Origin of the sequence: Citrobacter sp. TBCS-14 (assembly GCF_005280805.1) — a bacterium.
In the GTDB taxonomy this organism is placed as follows: Bacteria; Pseudomonadota; Gammaproteobacteria; order Enterobacterales; family Enterobacteriaceae; genus Citrobacter; species Citrobacter gillenii.
On the sequence record NZ_SZWM01000294.1, the window covers coordinates 110370 to 132090 of the forward strand.

The following is a 21721-nucleotide window of genomic DNA, read 5'->3' on the forward strand; positions in this document are numbered from 1 at the left end:
CAGGAATGGATTAATTAATGCCGGGGTACTGACCGCCCCAGACAATATCCAGATATTGTTGCGGGTCGGTATCACCTTCTGTGCTTATCAACAGCACGCGAGAATGCGCATCCAGCCCCAGTTGTTCACGCGTCTGTGCCAGTGCTGGCGAGGTCATTAGCAATGCCAGCAGACCGGTGGTCACAGCACCGGATTCACCGGACGTAATTTGGGGATCGCCCGCTAATGGGTTACCCAGCATGCGCATCCCCAGCGCGGCCACTTCATCAGGGCAGGAGGCGAATGCGTCGGCATAATCACGCAACAGTTTCCAGCCGATGCTGTTGGCTTCGCCGCAGGCAAGTCCTGCCATAACAGTCTGCAAATCCCCCCCAACGGCCACCGCCTCGCCCTCTTTAGCCAGCGCAGAACGGTAGAGGCAGTCGGCGATTAACGCCTCAGCGACAATCACTTTCGGACGATTTTCCCCCCAGGCCGCTGTCACCATTCCCTGCACCATCCCGGCAAAAGAGCCCACGCCCGCCTGAACGAACACGTGTGTTGGCGCAACCTGGTGAAGCTGATCTATCGCTTCCAGCATCAGCGTGCCGTAGCCTTGCATAATCCACAGCGGGATCTTTTCATAGCCTTCCCAGGCCGTATCCTGCACCACGATCCAGCCATGTTCTTCAGCTTGTTCGGCGGTCATACGCACGGCATCGTCGTAGTTCATATCGACAATCTCCGCCGTCGCGCCTTCATTGCGAATTGCGGTCAGACGCTGCTCAGATGAGCCTTTCGGCATGTAAACCACCGCATTCTGCTTGAGCTGCCGCGCCATCCATGCCACTCCGCGTCCGTGGTTGCCGTCGGTCGTGGTAGCAAACGTCACGGTCTTCAGGTCGCGGCGCACTTCGTCGCTGGTCATCACATCAAAAGGTAATTCGCTGATATCCTTACCCACTAATTCCGCGATGTGGCATGCCATCGCATAGGCACCGCCTAGCGCTTTAAAGGCTTTGAGACCAAAACGCTGAGACTCATCCTTCAGATAAATATTTTTAACGCCCAGTTTTTGCGAAAGAACCGGTAACGAATACAGCGGCGTCGGCGCATAACCCGGAATAGAGCGATGAAAATTCAGCGCTTTTACCAATTCCTGGCGACTAAACGGCGCCAGCGGCGCATTGGGGTGTTCAGTAAACGGCGTCTGGTTGATAAAAAACGATAAGTTTTCCTGCATCATAGAACCTCATTGTCCTGATATTTCATTCCCTGTAATCGGTGCCATACAGAGAGCGTTAAGCGAGCGGTATTCCCTAAAAGCAAAATGCTTACCAGTTTTTTATAAAACGACAAAATCATGAGGAGAAAATTAACAATCGCTTTAACTTCAATGAATTAAAAAATAGCGAACGGATTAATGTCGTAAAAACAGCGTGCTGAGTTTATCGCGTTATTTTGATAAATTATCACCAATGATAAATAGTGTGATCGCGGAAGATAAAACAAAAAATATATCTAAAAACAACGTAATAGATTGATTAGGCGCAAGCCGAGCTGGTCATATTTCGCATATTTATCATTCTTCTTGATAAATTCGCTGCCCAACCGGAGAGGGATCATGATTTCAGTACTCAGTAATATTCAGGATGATATCTGCAATTATGCTGACGCCATTTCCGGTATTACCGGGACCGATGTTGAAATCATTGATGAATCTTTAATGCGCATTGCGGGCACCGGAAAATACCGGCACATGCTCAATGAGAATGTGGCAAAAAATGGCTATATCTATCGCCATGTTCTGCAGGTGCGCGAAACGGTGCTGATCAAAAATCCCGGTGAACATCCGCTGTGCCAGATGTGTGAAAAACATCGCTATTGTTCAGAAATGCTGGATTTGAACGCGCCCATCTTTCTTAATAATCGCGTCATTGGGGTGATCGGGATTATTTGTTCAACCCAGGCACAGCGAGAAACGCTGCTCAGTCAGATTGATAAATTCGTTACCTTCATTGAACAAATCGCCGTCATGATCTCAAGCAAGGTCTTTGAGTGCCTGGAACGCTTACGCGCCCAGGAGACGCTGGGCGCATTCCGTCGCCTGATCGATGCGATGGATCGCGGCGTCGTGGCGATCGATGGTCATGGCCGTATCTGGCATGCCAACCACTCCGCCGATCGTATTCTCAACCGGGAGGTTCAGGGACTCCCCCTCACCATTGAAACCACCGGTGACAGTTTGTATGGCGATGAAGAAGCGTGGCTGACGCTCGAAGGTCAGAAACATCATGTATTGTGCAAACAGATTTCACTCTCGTCACAAGATAACGATCGTTTAACCATGGTTATTTTTCGCGATGCTCATGACTACCTGAGCAGCATGACGATGCCGCCTTATGAGTCCGATACTCAGGTGCGGTTAATTGGCCATTCCCCGTCAATGGAGCAGCTTAGAAGTACCGTAGGGAAAATCGCTAACAGCTACGCCAGCGTGCTGATTACCGGGGAGAGCGGATCGGGGAAAGAAGTGGTGGCATTTGCGATTCACCAGAGCAGTCCGCGTAAAACCGCGCCTTTTGTGACGATCAACTGCGCAGCTATCCCCGAGCAGTTACTGGAAAGTGAACTGTTCGGCTACGTCCGTGGGGCGTTCAGCGGTGCGGACCCCAAAGGACGAATGGGCAAATTTGAACTGGCCAACGGCGGCAGCTTGTTCCTCGATGAAATAGGCGATATGCCGCTGCACCTGCAGGCTAAGTTGCTCAGGGTACTGCAGGAAAAAGCGATTACCCGGGTAGGCTCGAATAACACCATCGAAATTGATGTCCGCATTATCGCAGCGACCAACAAAAATATTCACACGATGGTTGAGAATCATCAGTTTCGCGAAGATCTTTTTTATCGTCTGAACGTGGTCCCGCTGGTACTCCCTTCCCTGCGGGAACGACGTGCGGATATCGCCGTCCTCGCCCAGTATTTTGCCGATGAGTTCTCAGCAAGCTACCAACGGCCACCACAAAAACTGCCCGATGATGTGATCAACCGCCTGTATACCTGGCACTGGCCCGGAAACGTCCGCGAACTGCGTAACGTCATCGAATATATTTTTGTCATGCGTGGGGAAGCGACCGGGATCAACGCCAGCCACCTGCCTCCATACCTGCTCACCGCGGCGGACAGCAGAAAACCCGCTATATCGGCACAACCACGTCAGCTTGCCAGTCAGGGAAAACAAGCCGAAAGAGAAGCCATTGAGCGTGTTTTACAGCGTTTTGGCACAAGCGTAGAGGGCAAGAAACAGGCGGCGGCAGAGCTGGGGATCGGCATCGCCACGCTCTACCGAAAAATTAAGCTGTACGGAATGTAAGCCATCTGTCCATGCTCTAAAAAAGAAGAAGCCCGCATAACGCATAACGCATAACGCGGGCTACATTGTGCATCAGATTTGCGGTTTATATCGATACTGTTCAAAGTATTTCCGCGCCCTGCCATCGGCTTCTTCTAAAGCGGCAGGAGAGAGGTTTTCCCGCGAAGCATCTAGCCCGGCCTGAGCATCAAAGTTTCCGTTAGCAACGGCCACGGCATTCCAGATATAGGCTTGCGCATAGTCCTTATCTACTCCTTTCCCTTCCAGGTACATCCTGCCCAACAATCTCTGGGCTTCCGGACTACCCATTTTGGCTGCGCGCTCAATATGTTCGACGGCTTTCTTGTCATCCTGAGCGACCCCTTTGCCCTCGAGGTACATCAATCCCAGGTCCGTGTGAGATCCCGCATCGCCTTGTGCGGCAGCCTTCTGATACCATTCGAAGGCCTTTTTATCGTTCTGCGCGGTTCCCTCACCTTTTGAGTACATCATGCCGAGCATCCCTTGTGCCAGCACATCCCCCTGGGCTGCCGCCTGCTGAAATAACTCAAATGCTTTCTTGTGATCCTGCGTGACGCCGACGCTTTCTCCCAGGTAATACATCACGCCCAGCACGCCCTGAGACAGCGCATCACCCTGGCTGACGCCCTTACTCAACAGGGCAAAGGCTTTGTTGCGATCCATACCGACGCCATGCCCTTCAAAGTAGCGCCGACCCAGCAGCCCCTGCGCTTTTGCATCTCCCTGTTCAGCGGCTTTACTCAATGCTTTAACTGTGTTGTAACCCTCGGACAGCGACTTTTTACTGTTGAGAGCACGCTGTGCTTCGGGATTCCCCTTATCAACCGCCTGGTGTAACCACTCTATCGCCAGATAGTTTCCGCGCTCGGCAGCGAGGGTGAGCCAGTTGATCGCTTGCTGATTACCCTGTTCGGCTTGATGGTTAAACCACTCAATCACCTTGCCGTCATTCCACCGTGCTCCTTCACCATCAAAATAGACTAAGGCGAGGACGTAACGTGCGTCGGGATTTCCCTGCTCAGCCGCGCGGGTCAACCACTCAACGGCCTTCGTATCATCACGCGCAACACCTTTTCCTTCGCAATACAGGGTTCCAAGGTAGTACTGCGCCTTTACATCCCCCGCCTCGGCCCCTTGCTGTAAAACAGCCATCGGCTCTTTGTTCCACTCTTTTGCATATCCTTGCGATATTCCCGCGCCCCATAATAAGCCAATGAAAGTGAAGGCGAGGAGAGGCCGAATGTTCATAAAACAGAATCCTTGTTAAGAAAAATACACATGATGGAGAAGACGCTTCAACAATCCAACGTATTTGGCTGGCATTGCGATCTACATCAGAATTATTAACTATATACTGCATAAGGATGAGAAATAACCCCCTTAAATTAAGTTGATTCTCACTCACTTATCCACGAAGGAAATCAGGACGGGTCAAAGATAATAAAAAAGCCACGACTTATCGTGGCTTTTTGCGTTCACACCGCATCTACAATTAGTTAAACACCCCGTTAATCACCGAGGTCACAATCGCGGTGCTCAGCGCAATCAGCACCAGATTGTCGCCCACCACCTGCCATTCGTAGCCGGGGTAATAGGGCAATTGATTGAGCATCGAGGCTGGAACGTTCTTCTTCGCAATACCCGGAGGCAGCGGCTTGCCACGCGCCAGGTTTTTGGCGATGCCAGGAGGAAGCGATTGATACCCGGTCAAACCGTATCTGACCGCATACTGTCTTGCCACATTAAAGCTAATATCGCTATCAACATGATCCGGCTTGCCATAATTTTTACGTTGTTCAGATTGCTGATTGTTTTTTGAACCTGAATTGCCTTTCTGACTATTACCGCTATTACCCTTGTTACCATGATTACCGCTGTTACCGTTCCCGTTTCCGTTACCCGGGTTAGCGAATGCAGGCATGGCGCACATCGTCATCGCAGCAACCGCGACCAAAGCGGTTGCTAAAGTACGAAACCTGGACATGATGATTCCTTAATATGGAGGTACCTTTAAAAGGTACGATACTTCGTAAATGCCAGCCATCTCTATAGTTCCGATTTATGTGCAAAAAAAGCGGTCCCTGTCTTGAGTTAGAACAGTGCCGCCTGATCGAGTAAGAGTAAGTCTGTTACCGGTTCATCAGGCATAGATATGCCCTGACTGGCTATAAATACTTCCTCTTCTCTGCGCGAGTGTTAAACTGGAAAGTGTGATCTTCATCATAACCTGCTTAAACAGAGAAAAGAGACACTGCTATGCAACATATCATTGAGGGCTTCCTCAACTTCCAAAAAGAGATTTTCCCTCAACGTAAGGAACTCTTTCGCAGCCTGGCCTCCAGCCAGAATCCTAAAGCACTTTTCATCTCCTGCTCAGACAGTCGTCTGGTGCCAGAACTGGTTACGCAGCAAGAGCCAGGACAGCTTTTCGTTATCCGCAACGCGGGCAATATCGTCCCTTCTTTTGGCCCGGAACCGGGCGGTGTATCTGCCACCATCGAATACGCGGTCTTGGCGTTAGGCGTGACGGATATCGTTATCTGTGGGCACTCCAACTGTGGTGCGATGAAAGCGATTGCTGAAAGCCAGAGTCTGGATCCGATGCCTGCGGTGGCCCACTGGTTGCACTACGCCGATGCGGCGAAAGCGGTAGTCGAGAAGAAAACCTGGGATAACGCAATCGACAAAGTGAATGCCATGGTGGAAGAGAACGTTATCGCTCAACTGAATAATATTAAAACGCATCCGTCTGTCGCTGTCGGACTGCGTAATAATGCGCTGCGTCTGCACGGCTGGGTGTACGACATTGAAAGCGGTGAGATCCGTACACTGGATAAAAACAGCAAAACGTACGTTTCACTGGCAGACAATCCGCAGGTGCATTTCGAGTAAAATCTTTATCTGGAGCAAGGATGCTCTGGCAACGTCACGCCGCCCCTTCCCCCCGCCACTCGTTCCGTAAGTGGACAAAAAACGCGCTTGCGACTAGCTTTTAAACTAACCGTTAATGTTGCTGTATGGCACCCGGTGAATTGAAGCGACAAAAGGAACTCGTGCGAATGCAGGCCAAATATAAAAAAATAATAAATATGCTTTTTTATCATGAGTCGTGGGACATCATGATTATCAAGGATAATGGTTCGCATACCTTTCCTACTAACACGTTGGATATACTGAAGCGTACCCCTGCGCAGCAACTTAAAAAGAAACACACCTTTCAGGCCGATCCTTTCATCATTGAAAGAGATAATAAAGTTTATATTTTTTATGAGGCTTTACGCTTCCGTAATTCGAAGGGGATCCTACGCTGCCGTATACTCGATGCCGACTTAGCGGAACTCGATGATGTGAAGCTCGACGGTTTCGATTATCTAAAATGCCATTTATCCTTTCCTTTTGTATTTGAGAACAATGGCCAGCTCTTTATGATCCCTGAGTCTTCAGAAAGAAAAGAGGTTATTTTATTTCAGTGCGTAGATTTCCCCCAACGCTGGAAAGCGATAAACGTTTTAATCTCGGACGAAGCATTAACCGATAACGTATTTTTCTCACTACACGGTGCCTGTTATCTGTTATCGACGACAATGAATAATGAGCTGATGATCCATACTGCCGAGAGCGTGAGCGGTCCGTGGCAGAAAATCACGCCCACCATGCAGTTGAGCAACCTGCATCAGCGAGGCGCCGGGGCGCCCCATAACATCGGCAATACACTGTACTTCCTCACTCAGGAATGCACGCCTGAAACCTATGGAAAATCAATTTACATCAAAGCATTAGTTACGCTAAACGCATTTTCTTTTGATGAAAAGCTAATTGCACAGGTCAATGCCACCATCAACCAAAGCGACGGTGTACATACCTTAAACTTCACGAATAACTATCTTGTCTACGATAGTAAAATAAACACCTTTAGTTTTTTATCGATACTCAAAAAAATATCTTATAAGTGCATGGTGAAATTCAGAAATTTATCTCTTACCCGACGCCACTCATAGCCCTGTATTTATAGCCGTGGCCTTGGTGAGTCAATAATCTTTTTCATAAGATTTCCTCTGGAGGCTGTATGGCAATACTTGTCACAGGTGGCGCAGGTTATATTGGTTCACATACCGTGTTGACGCTTCTCGAAAGAGGTGATGAAGTTGTGATCATCGATAATCTCACGAATGCCTCACAAACATCATTACATCGGGTCGCGGAACTCACCGGAAAAGAACCGATTATTTACATTGCCGACGTTCTGGACAGAGAGGCATTAAAAACGATTTTTTCACACCATGACATTAGTGATGTCATTCATTTTGCTGGGTTAAAATCAGTTTCAGCATCCATAAAAGAACCCCTCGCGTATTATAATAACAATGTCACCGGAACGCTGGTTTTACTGAGTGAGATGCTGACTGCGGGTGTTCACAGCCTAATCTTCAGCTCTTCCGCAACGGTCTACGGAGATCCGGAAAGCGTGCCGCTCAGCGAACAATCGCGCACCGGGGGAACAACGAATCCGTATGGCACCTCTAAATTAATGGTCGAACAGATTCTGGCGGATTTTTCCCACGCACACCCTGAATTTCGCCTCACCTGCCTGCGCTATTTTAACCCCGTCGGTGCCCATTCCTCAGGCCGAATTGGTGAGGATCCAAATGGTATCCCCAACAACCTGGTTCCCTATATTTCTCAGGTCGCGATTGGCAAGCTTGAAACCGTGTCGGTGTTTGGCAATGACTACCCAACCCCGGATGGCACTGGGGTACGTGATTATATTCACGTGATGGATCTGGCAACCGGCCATTTAGCGGCTTTGGATTGCCAGAATAAAGGTCCAGCCTATAAGGTGATAAACCTCGGTACCGGCATCGGCTATTCGGTGATGGATCTTATTGCCGCTTTTGAAAAAGCGGCTCAACGAAAAATTAATTATCAGATAGTTGCACGAAGACCCGGGGACATCGCCGAATGTTGGTCTGACCCGTCGCTGGCGCGCGAAGTACTGGGCTGGCAGGCTACCTACACGCTTGATGACATGATACGCGACACCTGGAACTGGCAGAAAAATAATCCTGATGGTTATCACGCTTAACACCCATCAACAATGAGCCTGCGGGCAGGCTCATTGTTGCTAATGGCTAACGCGCCGTGATCGTCGACACACGATACCATCCGCTGCTCTGCTTCCCTTCATTGGCAAAGTTAATTCTCGCGGCGCCCGACTTATCCACGATCGCCACTTCAATGGCGTATTTTCCTCTCGGTAACGCACCGGGCATAGGGAGTTGATAATTCAGCTGATGTTGACCCGGCAGCCAGCGACGAATGTCCTCCGGTGAATTCCCCTGAGCAACAACATTGTTAGCATCATTAATAATACGAAATGACAGGGTGTAAGGAAGGTAAATCGGCGCAACGCCGTCATTATACCAGGTACTGACCAGCGCCAGGCTGCGACCATTTTCCCATACTGACTCATGGCTCAGAGAGGCCAGACGAAAGCGATAGCCCAGCCTGGTCAGTGCATCATCGACAATCGGCCGATACTCACTGGGCACCGTTCGCGATTTCAGGTTGATGGTACTGGCATGATGCTTCACCGCCCAGTCAAAAATCCCCTGCACCTCTGCGCGCGTATAATGAAAAAGATTCTTCCAGTCCAGCATATACGAACAAATTTCCAGACTCACCGGCGATCGTTTCCAGGCATCGTTTAACCCGGAATAACTTTTCTGCGCAGCCAGCAATCGTTGCGGGTAATCATCTGCCATGTGATTCCAGTCATTGGAAAACACACGCAGATCGCCCCAGCAGTCCGCGCGCCATCCAGCTCCTCGTGCCACCGCATTGGCAAGGCTTTGCCCACCACTCATCAACATAATTTTTGGCGTTACGGGAAATGCAGCAAAGTGCATGGCGACGTAGCGATCTAGCTGCTCGGTGGTATATCGTTCCAGCAAGGGTTGCAGCACATCTTTCGGGAAGTTGCTGTTATGCCATTCTCCCCACGATCCCACCATGCCAATATCGACAAACGCCAGGTTCTGATTACCATCGTAGCGCTTGCCAAAAGCATTCAGCAGACGTTGGCTGTAGGCTATAAACAGGGGATCGTCGAGATCCGGGATAAAGGTTTTATGATCGGGCGTCCATTTTCCTTTCACCCCTTTTTTAATCAGCCAGTCGGGGATCTGCGAGCCGCTTTCAGGCTCCGCAAGGGCCATAAACCGCAGCCCCACGTTCATCGCGGGCCGATGCGCCGCCGCATATTTGAAGGCATCATCAACCAGCACAAAATTGTACTGGCCTTCCACTGGCTCCAGTTCCCGCCAGTAGAAGCGTTCATATTCAAACCCCGTATTAGGGTAATCCGCCAGGCCCAACGTTTCACCATAACCCTGATGAAAACTGGCCACCCCTATCCCGGGGTTGGTCAGCGGACCGGTTACGGCTTTGGGAGTGACGGTGGTTAATGCAGCCATGGCCGTCAGCGGAAAGAACACACTCAATAGCGCCAAACCCCATTGATTCTTCATCACCGTAACGCCTCCACCCGTTGGTTAACGCTAGTGGTTTTTCAGGCTTAGCCACCAGTCCCAAATACCCACATGAAAATTCTGGAACACATCAATACCCAACGCGGATTTGATCATATACAGCGTCAGCAATACGCAGCAGGTAACGAACAACACAACAAACAGCAGTAACAATGCGATCAGAATATTGGATAGCGTCGATTCCCGACGATGCCAGTGACGTAAATCCCTGCCAAACAAAAAGACCAGGTAAAAACGTCTACCGAAAAAGGGAAAGCTTCTACGAATATCAACCTGGTGTCTCGATCCCAGGGTAATAGCAAGGACCGCTTTTTCGACTCCGTCTTTTTGTTCGGCGGTCAACCCCTGCGAGATCTTCTCATCCAGTTGAGCATAAAATCGTTCAATGACGGGCGGTCGGTTCTGAGAGTTGGGCAAAATTAACCTATATCTTTATCAATAGCGTGATAGACGGTGACTGTTTGTCTGGCGATTTCATGCCAGTTATAGTTTTGCAAATATACACTATAGTCAACGCTATTTGCTGTCGCCCATCTCGCCATTTTCCCGGCCAGACTCGCCAGATTACCCACCTGAAAATACGCCTCTGCGGGTAACTTGACCTCCAGATTCGCCGGAATATCGCTCACCACCGCAGGCAGAGAAAATGACATCGCCTCCAGCAGCGCTATCGGCAACCCCTCATGATACGACGGCATGACAAACAGTTTTGCCTGCGAAAACACCGCCTGAAGTTCATCGCCGCGTAAAAATCCGGTCATCACCACACCTGGCGTATCAGCGGCCTGCTGTTTGAGACGAATACTGTATTCGGTCGGGTGATCCGCATCGCCAATTAACACTAATGGCATCGTCAAACCACTTTGTTGGTAGGCTGAAATGGCATCATGCATGCCTTTTTCTTCCACGAATCGCCCCACCACCACAAGATAGTTTTTCGGCTGGAGACCATAACGCGACAGCGTCTGGTGAAGGGTATGTTCTGATAATGTTCGCGGTGCGTTCACGCCATTGTGAATTAAATGCGCATCATAGCGGCGATGCTTATTCTGGATAAGCTGATTAATAACTTCAGATATTACAATCACTTCATTGGCATATCTCACTGCCCAGCGTTCACCGAGCAATAATATTTTCTTTGCCACATACCCCCATTTCTGGCGGTCATAGTCAGGTCCATGATGGGTGAAAACGACCTTCTTGCCCAGTAACCGCAATACCGGAACCACTAATCCCGGACCAATCGCGTGGACGTGCACGATAGTCGAGTGGTCAAAACAGGTGCTGAACGCGGCTAAAACGGAATGAACAATCGCTTCCAGCGAGCGTTTTTTAGGTGCCCACAGCGCATGGGTTTCGACATTCTTATACGATGAACGGGTGTAATTCACGTACGGCGAGCGGGCGATAACACAAATATCAACATCGCATAGCCGTTTAATTTCCGGATAAAGATGTTGGCAGTGCGTTTCCACCCCACCCAATACATCGGGAATACCGCGCGTGCCAAATACCGTTATTTTTTTACGCATATTATGGCCTGCCCAGCAGTTCTTTATACAGTGCCTGCAACGTTTCCATATGACCACTGAGCGCATATTTATCACTCAGCCGTTGACGTCCATTGATGCCCATTACCCGTGCTTTCTCCGGGTCTTCGACCAGCGTATCCATCGCCTCTGCCAACGCCTGCGCATTACCCGGCGTAAATAATATCCCTTCAATACCATCGCGAATTTGTTCAGGGATCCCGCCAATACGTGAGCCAATGACCGGCTTACCTAATGACATTGCCTCTAACACCGCCATCGAACAGTTTTCATAACATTCCGAAGGCAGGATCACCGCCCGGGCATGTTTAATCAGTTGGTCCAGGGCTTCCCCTTGTTGTACATAGCCTAAAAAATCCACGTCCGGATATTGGGCAATCAACTCGTCATGTAACGGGCCATGACCGACAATTTTCAGCGGCGCCGGGTTACGCATTTTCTGGTGAGCGGCCAGCAACGTAGCCACCCCTTTTTCCCGGCTCAGGCGGCCTAAGTACAGCATATAACCTTCATCACCCGTCGTCTCCACGGGCCGGCTGTCATCTACGCCATTGACGATGACATCGATACGCGAATGCGGCAGCACACGTAGCAAAATGCCGCGTAAAAATGCGCTGGGGGACACGATCACATCCAGCGCCTGATAATTTTGTGCAATGTATTGCCAGGTAGCCTCTAAAGAGAGCAGTAAACTCCTGGCGGCAGACCCTTCCTGACAGCGGTATCTGAAGGCATTGAAGACGGTCCCGGTAATACAGGCATCGCACACTTTCCCGTCGCGTAGCATTGAGTATGAAGGACAGACAATTTTATAGTCATGGGCGGTCAGTACCGTTTTACAGCCAAAATTGCGTGCGACTTTAATTAGCGCTGGCGTTAGCTGATGATAGATATTATGAAAGTGAACGATATCCGGGCGTTCTTTTTGCAGCAAGACCTGCATTTTTCGACAGGCTTCGGCGTTATGAATAAAGTTAACCGCCGTTTTAATACCGCCTAACAGGTTACTGTCTGTATGGTAATCAACATTTTTGACAAAAAAATCCGCATACTCCGAGGGGAAATTTTTCTCATGCTGCATCGAAAAATCAATCACCTGCACGCCGGCCTTTTTCAGCATCTCGCGTTCCTGAAAATAAACCGTTTCCGCCCCGCCCTTTATAAAGAAAAACTTGTTAACCAATAAAATTTTCATTTCATCCGCTCTTTTTATTGTTGAATGATTTTACTGTTGGGCGGCGTCAGCGGATCGCGCACAGGATGAAGACACCCTTTCAGCAATCCCACGGAACGGACAATCATATTAATGACGCTTTGAACCCCATCGCTGAGAGAACGATTTTGCACAATTTTCCACAGTGTGAACGCCAGTAATGGCAGCAACACCAGGGTAATAATGCTGCCGTTGACGGTGACCAGTGCGGCAAGCAAGATCAACAGATACAGCGCAAATACCGCCTCATTTTTGACCATCTTGAGGGCGCGGGTGAAATACGGTGTTCCAAAACTACAGCGCAACAGCTCTCCCGGCGCCTGGTAATAGCCGCTCAACCACCGATGTTTCAGCATCTTGAAGGTCGGCAGGGTGTGTGACGTATGGCTAAAATAAGGGATATCCAGACGACGCAGTTTGTAGCCGGCATCGGTTAATCGCAGCCCCAGTTCGGCCTCTTCATAGGCGTGCAAATTCCGGTTGGTCAGATAGCCAATCTTTTCAATCGCCGCGCGACGATACAGCCCGCCGCCGCCTAAATGGTCACAATCGCCCACGGGATAGATCTGGTTAATGCGCTGTTTGCGGGATTTGAACTCATAGTTCACGGCATCATCCATTTCGACGGTTCCCGCCACGCCGGCATACTCTTCATGCGCCTGTAAAAAGGCGACGGCCCGATCGACAAATCCCTCTTCCAGCGCCATATCGCCATCCATCAGCAGCAGATATTCGCCTTCGCTATAAAGGTAGCCCAACTGGTGTCCGACACCGCAGCAGCGATCGCCCGGCTCCGTTAATGACACCACCGTCACCCCTTTATTCACCGCCAGTTGCTGGGTGCTATCTGTCGACAGGCTATCAGCCACAATAATTTTATGCGGATATCCCACCAGCTGTCGGCGGATGCTGTCGATGGTTTTCTCAATACCTTTCGCTTCGTTGAGCGTTTTAATACTCACCGAGATAAACGGGATATTATCCATACCCTCCTCCTGCGCTGCGAAGAACGGTGCGACGAATCACTAAGCTTGAACCGAGCGATAAATAAAACAGGAACTGTAGCATCGGCGTTATCATCAGGATTTGGCTATAAGGTAAGCTCACTAAACACGCGATCGCAAAAGCGTTATACGCTGGCGCAAAGCTCAACAGTTGCAGATCCTGCGCGTCCAGTTGTTCAAGCGCCAGTACCGGTTTCGGCTGACACACTTTTAGAATATAAATAAACAGACCGATAAACAGCAGCGTGCCAATCACGCCAATTTCCCACAGCAGCATACTCAGCGACGTGGAGTCCAGGATCAGGTTATAAACAATATTCAAAAACCCAGGTGATACCGAACTTCCGCTGTTGGTCGCATTCAGGCCGTAGCCAAATAGCGTACCGGACAGTCCCCACAGATCGTTATTTTTAAGCCAGAACAGAAACGTCGTGAAGCGGCCCAGTTCACCGGTCGACATGATGTAGTTGGGATCAAAGATATAGCTGAGTGAATCGATAAAAACGCTAAAGGCGCTTTTGGTCGGATCGCCGCCAAAAGCAGACGAATAGTACCAGGCCAGAATCATCACCGACAGACCGATGAGTACCAGCATGCCAATAACAATCAGCAATAACGTTTTGAGATTAATTTTACTGACGTCTTTAACATAGCTCGGCGAAATCCACACCCAGGCCAGGAACAGCGGTGAAAGCAAGATGACAAACTTCACTTCACCAATAATACACAGCCCAAACCCAAGAATAATATGCAGCGCCATCGATTTAAACGTCGTCAGCCCGTGTTTATATTCCGAGAGCTTAAGCAACATAATCAGCAGGCAAAATAACCCCATTGCCGCCGTATTACCGCCGCCCATTGGGTCGCCCCCGAAGGTCCCGACCACCGAGTCCCATTTTTCCTCTTCGCCGCGCTGCGCCACGCGCTGGGGAACCACCAGTAATACCTGATAAATCATCACCGGGACCTGGGCGTAAAACACCCAATACAGATAGCGCGTTGCCCGATAAATCTGTGATTCCCGGCAGAATCCCAGCAGTAAACAGATCATCACCAGCGACAATGCTATCTCGTTTTTAAAGGCCACAATCGCGACGGTTACCCCGCCCTGCAGCAGGGTTGAAGCCCCAGCCAACAGCAGAAAAGAGAAATACAGCGCAAGAATAATGGTCTCCTGGGCATCCAGATGCAGCGGGCTCTCACGCGTTTGCATCACCATTAATCCGACCATGAGCAGCGTCAGGAAAAACGGGATCCACAGCACCGATTGCATACCGGTAAAATATTGCACCAGTCCACACAGGATCAGCGTGATAAAGGTATAGGCCTGTAAATAATATCCGGTATTCAGGGTCATAATATCACCGGCTTGTCTTTCAGCAGATTGGCGCGCTGGTTCATTTTGAAATAAATAAACCCATAGCGAATAAATGTCAGCACAGAGAACAAGATGACTGACGTGGCATAGTCTTTATAAAAATAGGGCACCACCACAAAAGCGACTAACACAATCGCCAGCTGTTCGAGCTGAATACGCAAAAAATAGCGATGGGAGCCAAAAATAAGTTCAATTACCGTGAGTGGGCTGATTGCCAGCGCTGGGAACAAATAGGGCAGCATATAGCGGGATGTCTCAATGGAGTTAATCCAGTCCTCACTAAACCCCAGCCGCATCACGATGGGATAGAAAATAAACACCCCGAGCGTACAGACCACCCCAAGCACTAACAGCAGCAAACGCACCTTTGTATATTCCTGATAATTAAAGGTGTTATTTCTGAAATCAATAGACCACTTGGAGAAAATGGTATTGCGCACCGCATTGCCGATGATCACCACCGGTGCCAGACAGAACCGACTGACGACGGAAAAATAGCCCGCCGTCAGCGCCGAGAACCAGAAGTTAATCAGCATAATCGGTAAATTGCTGCTGGCCATCGCCAGTACCTCAGCGCTGCCTACCTTGCTGATGTGATGAATGTTTTGCTTAAAGAATCGCCAATTATTCAATGGATGCAGATGCCCAGACGTCACCGAGCGGATATCAAATGAATGCAAAATACAGCTCGATGTCAGCAGGATCATCGCGCACGCCCACGACCAGTAAAAGGTCTGTACCTGATGCGTGAGCAGTACCGAGAGCACCACCACCACAGAAACCGAAATACGCTGAAAAATCAGAAAATAAAAATTGGCCGTGCGCAGCGATAAATTTTCTGAGATTAACGCCCACGCCGTAGAGAGCGTCAATAAATAGAGAAACAGGATATTCTGGTGAAACAACCACGCAGTCAGTACGGCGTAGGGCAACGCAATCAGCGTGCTTTGCAGCAGGCAAAACACCACATTTTGCGCGAGACTGTCGTCCTGCTGCTTAGGAATTAACAGCTGTGAGGCAAAGGTGCAAACCTGCGCCCCCACCACGGCAATACTGTAGTTGAGCGCATAAAGCCCAACTTCGGCCATGTCATACTTATGTGAGATCAACCAGATAGACAGCGCACCAATCAACTGCGAGATGATTGATGAGCCAGCTATCGTGGATGCGCTCTTCAGTAGACTCATACGCGACCTGGCGTCGTCAACAGTTGGTCAGTACTGAAGTTCAGTGAACGCAGCCCTTCTTGCGTTTCGAGGTTTTTTTCTTCCACCCCGTTCAACACCGCGCCAATTACCACGCCCTGATTATCCTCAATCTTATCCAGCGCGCTGGCGATCGTCTGTGCCGTCCCCACACCGGCTTTCACGATGAAAATAACCCCATCGGCAGCGCGCTTAATCAGCTGAATATCCTGGCTCTGATTCACCGCCGCCACATCAATAATAATGCGCTGATAGCGCGACTTCAGCTCGCGCATCAAAGGCTCTACATTTTCCGACGACAGCATCAGTAAAGAAGAGATGGTGGACTTACCACGCGGGATAAAATCAAGATTCTCATGTATCGTCATCCGCGCGTTCTCCAGCACGATTTCGCCCCGTAGCAGCTCCGCCATGCCCGCAGATGCCGGCGTGGCGAGTTCATTCGTCAGGCCATCGTTATTAAAGAAGTCTGCATCAATGAGTAGCGTTTTCTGATCGAAACTAAAGGAGCTTGCCAGCAAATTGGCCAGCAGGGAACGCCCTTCACCGTGCCCGGCAGACGCCACCGCAACCGTCTGTAATGGCCGGCTATCCAGCATTATCCGGGTACGAATACCGTGAATAATGTCGGCATTCAGCGGGTTCTTCAAAATCATATCCCGTACCTGCGCGCGCCCGGTTGTGCCGCTAAACCGACGGATTTCACCCAGTGGGGTGACGTTAAGGCGTTGACTCATACGGCTCAGATTGCGAATGGAATTGTCCATTGCTGCTTTGACGATGAAGTACATGATGCTAAACACCACCGCCATCAGGACCACCATCACCAACAGCAATGACTTATTCGGTTTTACCGGTTTTAACGGTGGCACTGCAGGATCGTACAGCACGGCATCTGCATTGACACCGGACAACGACAGTTCCTGAGTGCGCTGATACAGCGATTTATACAGGTCTTCCATTTTGTCTAACGACAGTTTCTGGCTGTTATAGCCATCTCGTTTGGACGCCATTTGCTGGAAGATCTCTTTCTGCTGCGCCACCTGCTGCTGATAATTCTTTTCATCCGCCAGCGCGGCCAGATATTGCTGACGTAAGCCAACTTTCAGTTCGCCCAGCACCCGCCCGGTTTGACTTTGGATCGACTGAACGTCGGCTTCCGCTTTTAAAATCGTCGTGTGTTTCGGCCCATACAGTTTTCGCTGTTCCGACAGCGCGCGCTGCGCCTGAATCAACGCGATACGTAAGTCCTGAATCTGAGCGTGGTCAGAAACAGAGGGCAAAGAAATGATGCTCTCAAGGGTTCTCCCCCGGCCATTCACTTCGTTATAGACCGACTCCGCCGCAACCCGACGCTGGGTCGCATCGGCCAGACGATTAGTCACAATACTAAGCTGCTCGGTTTCAAAGCCATCAATACCGCGAAAGGTCAGCAGCCCGGCATTTTTCAGGTAGCCATCCATCGTCTCTTTTTGCTTCACGATCGCAGCCTGAAGCTCTGCCATCTTTTCCGCATTCAGCGCCTTCGCGTTCTCCACTTTCTGCCGTTTTTGCTCAACCGTATAGTTGATGAAAGCCTGCGCGACGCCGTTGGCTATCTCAGCCGATTGCTGTGCTGAGGGTGACTCATAGGAAATAGAGGCCAGATTGGTCGTGCGAATGCCGATGACCTTCAGATGTTGAGATAATGTCTTCAGCGCCTGATCGACTCTCTGTTGTTGATTATCCCCGCTATTAGCCCCCGCTGCGGCCAATTTATTGCCAGTAAAATCGGGATTTTCATCCAACTTCAGGTCGCGTACCGCCTGCTCGAGGATAATGCGTGACTGCATCAGCGCATATTGCGTTTCGTAATATCCGCTGCGCGTTGAATCAAAACCATCCACCTGTGGAAACGGCGAAACGTTATCGGCTTGTGCCTTAATCAGCACCGTCGCCGTCGAGACATACTTTGCTGACATCATGCTGATCAAGGGATACGCCACCACTCCGGCGATAATTCCGGTTAGCGCAATTTTCCAGGTGTTCTTTTTAAGTTCTTTGGCAAAGCGGGAGAGTTCGACTGCGTTTTCTCGCTTTTTGCCGTTTTCCACTATAGAGAGTTTCATCATTAGAAGAACCCCATGCCAATGATCACAACGTCACCTGGACGCACCGAGTGCGTTAAATCCACATTCTCCAGCAGCTGATGACTGCCCGCCTGGCGAATATTGATATCTTTACGGTCAGCGCGATCGGTAAATCCTCCCGCCTGAGCGATCGCTTTCTCCACGGTAAGCCCCGGCTCATACGCGAAAGCATTAGGGCTTTTCACTTCGCCTGATACGTAGTATTTACGAAATTCAGCGACGCTAACCGTCACCATGGGATTAACCATATATCCATTACGCAAGCGTTGCGTTAATTCCGCAGTAACCTGGTCCGGCGTTTTCTCTTTTAATGCGAGCGTGCCAATATAAGGGAAATTGATGGTTCCGCTTTTATCGACGATAAATTTCATGGTCATCTCGGGTTCGCCGTAAACCACAATATTGACCGTATCCCCCGCACCAAGACGGTAATCCTCTGCGCTTGCCGCAGGGTCGTCCGTTAATGGTGGCCTGGACGTTGCGCATCCGACCAACAGGATACTGAATAGAAAAAACGCGCACAGTTCTATTATTTTCATTTTAGATCTGAACCTTAGCTGTAAGCATAATCATAGAATTATCATAACCTAGCGTTCTGATGACTTCCTGATTGTCGTTGGGACCGATATAAAACGAGTCAGTATCCTTATTAGAATTCAATGTATCTAACTGATATTTAATTGCAAAATTCACTGATGGCGTGTAGTCATAGCTCATCGTTACGCTAAATACACCCCTTTTATCATGGCGATCCTTGTTCTGTTTTTTATAGTCCTCCATGGTGTATGCATAGTCGAGGAGGGTAGAAAAGCGATTACCCAACCAAAAATGCTGGTAAGAAATCCCATATTCAGTAACTAAAATATAGCCACCAACTTCCGACGGGTCTTTAATACTTTGCGACGAACGCGCGGTGAAAACAGACTGCTGTAACGGTTTCCACTCCCCTTTTATATCCCAGTTTAGACCATTAAAATCATGCGAATTTGGATCGTTTTCAAATGTTTTGTACAACCATGAAATATTCATGTCGACATTCGTTTTACCCGTCAACTGCGATTTCAGGCCGTAAAGCAAATAGTATTCATTACTGTCTTTTTCTGAGTTGTTATCGTAATGACGCTGGTTAGTAATAAAGCTATAGCGAAAACGTGTTCTCGACGTGTACTGGTCAAATATCTCCGCAACCAGGCTATTCTCATGCCATTCCTGCTGCTGAATGTAAGTGTAAAAATCTTCACTGGTATCCTGAACATCCGACGTATTACCGAACGTCAGCTTTTTGTATAACAACGCCAGTTCCGCTTTACCGCGCCCATCCGGCGCGCCGTAGCTGTAACGCAGTTCACTGTTGATAAAATTGGTCGTCAGTGGAGATTTAATCCCATACTGGCGAAACTGGCTTGGCAAAAAACCCTCAGTAATATCGCGACCACGATCTTCATGCCCAAGCGAATCTTCCAGATTCAGGGTTAGGCCGTGCATTTGTCCGTAACGCCAGGCACCGTTAAAACGGAAAAAATGATCGTTGTAGTTATCCGCAGAATCGCTGGAGTAGTGGCGATAATCCCCCGAATACATCAGCAAATACGTATCCTGACCGCGCTCGCCGATCATACTCAGCACGGGCGCAGCACTCTGAAAGGCGGAACCTTTCGCATCGCGGTTATGTGGCTGATATGTCACGTTATCATCATAACCATAATCCACAGCAACCTTGCCCTGGAAGTCGATCCCCGCAAAGCCAATGTGTGATTTCGGTGTCAGATCAGCCCATGCGGACTGCGATATCACGATCCCGGTAATAACGAGTATTTTAGTATGCATTCTTACCGACAAATCCTTTGAAAATAGTTTTAATAATAATTTTTATATCCAACCATAATGACCAGTTTTGAATATATTCAATGTCATACTGGACACGTTTTTCCATCTTATAGAGCGCATCGATTTCCCCACGAAACCCGTTAATCTGCGCGAGACCGGTGATCCCTGGCTTCACTTTATGGCGGATCATGTAATTTTCGACCTGCTTACGGTACTGCTCGTTATGCGTAACCGCATGCGGTCTGGGACCGACAATCGACATACTTCCCTGCAACACATTAATAAATTGCGGCAGTTCATCGAGCGAGGTGCGACGTAAAAAACTGCCGAATTTCGTCACCCGTGGATCGTTCTTCGTAGCCTGAATAACGGTGTCAGAATTCTCCATCACCCGCATTGAGCGAAACTTCCAGACCTTAATTTTTTGCCCACTCAGACCATAGCGGTCTTGTTTGAAAAATACCGGGCCGCGCGAGGTGAGTTTGATCCCAATGGCGATGACTAGCATCAGTGAGGAGATCATCACCATAATGAGACTCCCGAGTACCAGATCTTCAGTCCGCTTAATAAACGATCCTGCACCTTCAAACGGCGAACTAAAAATGCCGATGGTTTGCAGGTTGTGGATCGAGCGCAGCTTGGACATATTGTTACTGTAGGTATAAAAGTCAGGCACAATATAGGTATCGACCGTGGTATCAGACATCATCGCCAAAAAATGACGAATGCGCTGTAACGCCACCATCGGTAGCGCAATATAGATCTCATCTATATTCCCATTTTTGGCTTCTTCAACTAAATTAATGACCGAGCCGCGAAAGGGGCTTTTTATTTTATCAACCACATCGCCACAACGATCTGGACTGCGCTCATCATAAAATGCCAGATCTAACTTGATGTTGGCGTATTCCGTAGTCAACGCATTTTCCGCCGCCAGACCATTCTCAGTCAGGCCAATAACGGCAACACGCACATATTTTTTTGTTGAATATTTAAAAAGAAAAAAACGAATAGAATAGAGAAAAGGCAGTGGAATAAAATACCAGTAGATGATGGCAGAGCAAAAAGGAGGTGCCAGAGGCTCGAGGTATCCCAGTGACTCAGGTTCAGCTACCGTCATGCTCAGCAGTTCGTTAAAAAAAATAGCCAGCAGCGTGCACGAAATCAGCCGTTTCTGATTACGTAAACCAATGGTTTTTATCTTTTGCTGATACATTTTAGTGTATTCAGCAAACAACAAAAACATCAGCGAGAAGATCACACTGAGGATAACAATCGTCGAAAACGGCACTATGCCTAGCAGATGCGCGCTAAAAATTAACGTAATATTGATGACAAGGAAATCGACCAGTTTTAAAAAGACTGGATATCCTTGACTGCTAATCTTTAGCGAATTCTTAAGCATATCTCAGCCTATTATCGGTTGATCTTTAATTGTTTTTTTCTCATTTCATATTGTTAATTATATCACAAGCTTAAAAATCGCAATGTTGG

18 protein-coding genes are annotated in these 21721 nt (G+C 49.0%); 4 read left to right on the top strand and 14 right to left on the bottom strand.

What is annotated here, in order from left to right; all coding sequences use genetic code 11:
* Positions 1–10: 10 nt before the first annotated feature.
* Positions 11–1222 (bottom strand): diaminopropionate ammonia-lyase, encoded by a 1212-nt coding sequence (dpaL, locus tag FDX22_RS13970; protein WP_115259906.1) that lies wholly within the window; start codon positions 1220–1222, stop codon positions 11–13.
* Positions 1223–1603: 381 nt separating this feature from the next.
* On the opposite strand from dpaL, the gene FDX22_RS13975 reads away from it, so the two are divergent.
* Positions 1604–3352 (top strand): sigma-54-dependent Fis family transcriptional regulator, encoded by a 1749-nt coding sequence (locus FDX22_RS13975; protein ID WP_146717360.1) that lies wholly within the window; start codon positions 1604–1606, stop codon positions 3350–3352.
* Positions 3353–3424: 72 nt separating this feature from the next.
* On the opposite strand, the gene FDX22_RS13980 is transcribed toward FDX22_RS13975, so the two are convergent.
* Both FDX22_RS13980 and FDX22_RS13985 read right to left on the bottom strand, forming a co-directional pair.
* Positions 3425–4621, bottom strand: a complete 1197-nt coding sequence (locus tag FDX22_RS13980) for a tetratricopeptide repeat protein (protein WP_115257680.1) — start codon at positions 4619–4621, stop codon at positions 3425–3427.
* A 244-nt stretch (positions 4622–4865) separates the two neighbouring features.
* On the bottom strand, positions 4866–5357 hold the full coding sequence (locus tag FDX22_RS13985) for an anti-virulence regulator CigR family protein (protein WP_146717361.1): 492 nt from the start codon (positions 5355–5357) through the stop codon (positions 4866–4868).
* Positions 5358–5629: 272 nt separating this feature from the next.
* Between FDX22_RS13985 and FDX22_RS13990 the strand changes: the two genes are divergently transcribed.
* From FDX22_RS13990 to galE, 3 genes are all read left to right on the top strand, one after another.
* Positions 5630–6265 carry a carbonic anhydrase gene (locus tag FDX22_RS13990; protein WP_146717362.1) on the top strand — a complete coding sequence of 212 codons (636 nt, stop codon included), beginning with the start codon at positions 5630–5632 and terminating at the stop codon, positions 6263–6265.
* Positions 6266–6432: 167 nt separating this feature from the next.
* On the top strand, positions 6433–7371 hold the full coding sequence (locus FDX22_RS13995) for a hypothetical protein (protein WP_146717392.1): 939 nt from the start codon (positions 6433–6435) through the stop codon (positions 7369–7371).
* A gap of 68 nt (positions 7372–7439) precedes the next feature.
* The gene (gene galE / locus FDX22_RS14000; protein WP_146717363.1) at positions 7440–8456 is read left to right on the top strand and encodes a UDP-glucose 4-epimerase GalE; all 1017 of its coding nucleotides are present in this window, start codon (positions 7440–7442) and stop codon (positions 8454–8456) included.
* A 46-nt stretch (positions 8457–8502) separates the two neighbouring features.
* On the opposite strand, the gene FDX22_RS14005 is transcribed toward galE, so the two are convergent.
* The 11 genes from FDX22_RS14005 to FDX22_RS14055 are packed head-to-tail and all read right to left on the bottom strand — an operon-like array spanning position 8503 to position 21632.
* Entirely contained in the window at positions 8503–9900 is a 1398-nt protein-coding gene (locus tag FDX22_RS14005) for a DUF4832 domain-containing protein (RefSeq protein ID WP_146717364.1), read from the bottom strand.
* A 30-nt stretch (positions 9901–9930) separates the two neighbouring features.
* Entirely contained in the window at positions 9931–10338 is a 408-nt protein-coding gene (locus FDX22_RS14010; RefSeq protein WP_117343210.1) for a hypothetical protein, read from the bottom strand.
* 2 nt (positions 10339–10340) lie between these two features.
* Positions 10341–11453, bottom strand: a complete 1113-nt coding sequence (locus FDX22_RS14015) for a glycosyltransferase family 4 protein (RefSeq protein ID WP_146717365.1) — start codon at positions 11451–11453, stop codon at positions 10341–10343.
* A 1-nt stretch (position 11454) separates the two neighbouring features.
* On the bottom strand, positions 11455–12666 hold the full coding sequence (locus FDX22_RS14020; RefSeq protein ID WP_115257672.1) for a glycosyltransferase family 4 protein: 1212 nt from the start codon (positions 12664–12666) through the stop codon (positions 11455–11457).
* 14 nt (positions 12667–12680) lie between these two features.
* Positions 12681–13670 (bottom strand): glycosyltransferase, encoded by a 990-nt coding sequence (locus FDX22_RS14025; protein ID WP_115257671.1) that lies wholly within the window; start codon positions 13668–13670, stop codon positions 12681–12683.
* Positions 13663–15045, bottom strand: coding sequence for a capsular biosynthesis protein (locus FDX22_RS14030; RefSeq protein WP_117343206.1), 1383 nt, complete (start codon positions 15043–15045; stop codon positions 13663–13665). The genes FDX22_RS14025 and FDX22_RS14030 overlap by 8 nt, the downstream gene beginning before the upstream one ends.
* Positions 15042–16253: a capsular biosynthesis protein gene (locus FDX22_RS14035; RefSeq protein ID WP_146717366.1), complete on the bottom strand. Its 1212-nt coding sequence runs from the start codon at positions 16251–16253 to the stop codon at positions 15042–15044. The genes FDX22_RS14030 and FDX22_RS14035 overlap by 4 nt, the downstream gene beginning before the upstream one ends.
* Positions 16250–18379, bottom strand: a complete 2130-nt coding sequence (locus FDX22_RS14040) for a tyrosine-protein kinase domain-containing protein (RefSeq protein ID WP_146717393.1) — start codon at positions 18377–18379, stop codon at positions 16250–16252. Before FDX22_RS14040 ends, FDX22_RS14035 begins: the two co-directional genes overlap by 4 nt.
* Before the next feature lie 2 nt (positions 18380–18381).
* Complete coding sequence (locus tag FDX22_RS14045) at positions 18382–18939, bottom strand: polysaccharide biosynthesis/export family protein (protein WP_096756031.1); 558 nt, start codon at positions 18937–18939, stop codon at positions 18382–18384.
* 1 nt (position 18940) lies between these two features.
* Positions 18941–20227, bottom strand: a complete 1287-nt coding sequence (locus FDX22_RS14050) for an outer membrane beta-barrel protein (RefSeq protein WP_146717367.1) — start codon at positions 20225–20227, stop codon at positions 18941–18943.
* On the bottom strand, positions 20217–21632 hold the full coding sequence (locus FDX22_RS14055) for an undecaprenyl-phosphate glucose phosphotransferase (protein WP_115257667.1): 1416 nt from the start codon (positions 21630–21632) through the stop codon (positions 20217–20219). Before FDX22_RS14055 ends, FDX22_RS14050 begins: the two co-directional genes overlap by 11 nt.
* Between the last annotated feature and the right edge of the window lie 89 nt (positions 21633–21721).

Coding starts and splice junctions, on each gene's coding strand:
- dpaL (WP_115259906.1), bottom strand. CDS start 1,222: ATGCAGGAAAACTTATCGTTTTTTATCAACCAGACGCCGTTTACTGAA.
- FDX22_RS13975 (WP_146717360.1), top strand. CDS start 1,604: ATGATTTCAGTACTCAGTAATATTCAGGATGATATCTGCAATTATGCT.
- FDX22_RS13980 (WP_115257680.1), bottom strand. CDS start 4,621: ATGAACATTCGGCCTCTCCTCGCCTTCACTTTCATTGGCTTATTATGG.
- FDX22_RS13985 (WP_146717361.1), bottom strand. CDS start 5,357: ATGTCCAGGTTTCGTACTTTAGCAACCGCTTTGGTCGCGGTTGCTGCG.
- FDX22_RS13990 (WP_146717362.1), top strand. CDS start 5,630: ATGCAACATATCATTGAGGGCTTCCTCAACTTCCAAAAAGAGATTTTC.
- FDX22_RS13995 (WP_146717392.1), top strand. CDS start 6,433: ATGCAGGCCAAATATAAAAAAATAATAAATATGCTTTTTTATCATGAG.
- galE (WP_146717363.1), top strand. CDS start 7,440: ATGGCAATACTTGTCACAGGTGGCGCAGGTTATATTGGTTCACATACC.
- FDX22_RS14005 (WP_146717364.1), bottom strand. CDS start 9,900: ATGAAGAATCAATGGGGTTTGGCGCTATTGAGTGTGTTCTTTCCGCTG.
- FDX22_RS14015 (WP_146717365.1), bottom strand. CDS start 11,453: ATGCGTAAAAAAATAACGGTATTTGGCACGCGCGGTATTCCCGATGTA.
- FDX22_RS14020 (WP_115257672.1), bottom strand. CDS start 12,666: ATGAAAATTTTATTGGTTAACAAGTTTTTCTTTATAAAGGGCGGGGCG.
- FDX22_RS14025 (WP_115257671.1), bottom strand. CDS start 13,670: ATGGATAATATCCCGTTTATCTCGGTGAGTATTAAAACGCTCAACGAA.
- FDX22_RS14030 (WP_117343206.1), bottom strand. CDS start 15,045: ATGACCCTGAATACCGGATATTATTTACAGGCCTATACCTTTATCACG.
- FDX22_RS14035 (WP_146717366.1), bottom strand. CDS start 16,253: ATGAGTCTACTGAAGAGCGCATCCACGATAGCTGGCTCATCAATCATC.
- FDX22_RS14040 (WP_146717393.1), bottom strand. CDS start 18,379: ATGAAACTCTCTATAGTGGAAAACGGCAAAAAGCGAGAAAACGCAGTC.
- FDX22_RS14045 (WP_096756031.1), bottom strand. CDS start 18,939: ATGAAAATAATAGAACTGTGCGCGTTTTTTCTATTCAGTATCCTGTTG.
- FDX22_RS14050 (WP_146717367.1), bottom strand. CDS start 20,227: ATGCATACTAAAATACTCGTTATTACCGGGATCGTGATATCGCAGTCC.
- FDX22_RS14055 (WP_115257667.1), bottom strand. CDS start 21,632: ATGCTTAAGAATTCGCTAAAGATTAGCAGTCAAGGATATCCAGTCTTT.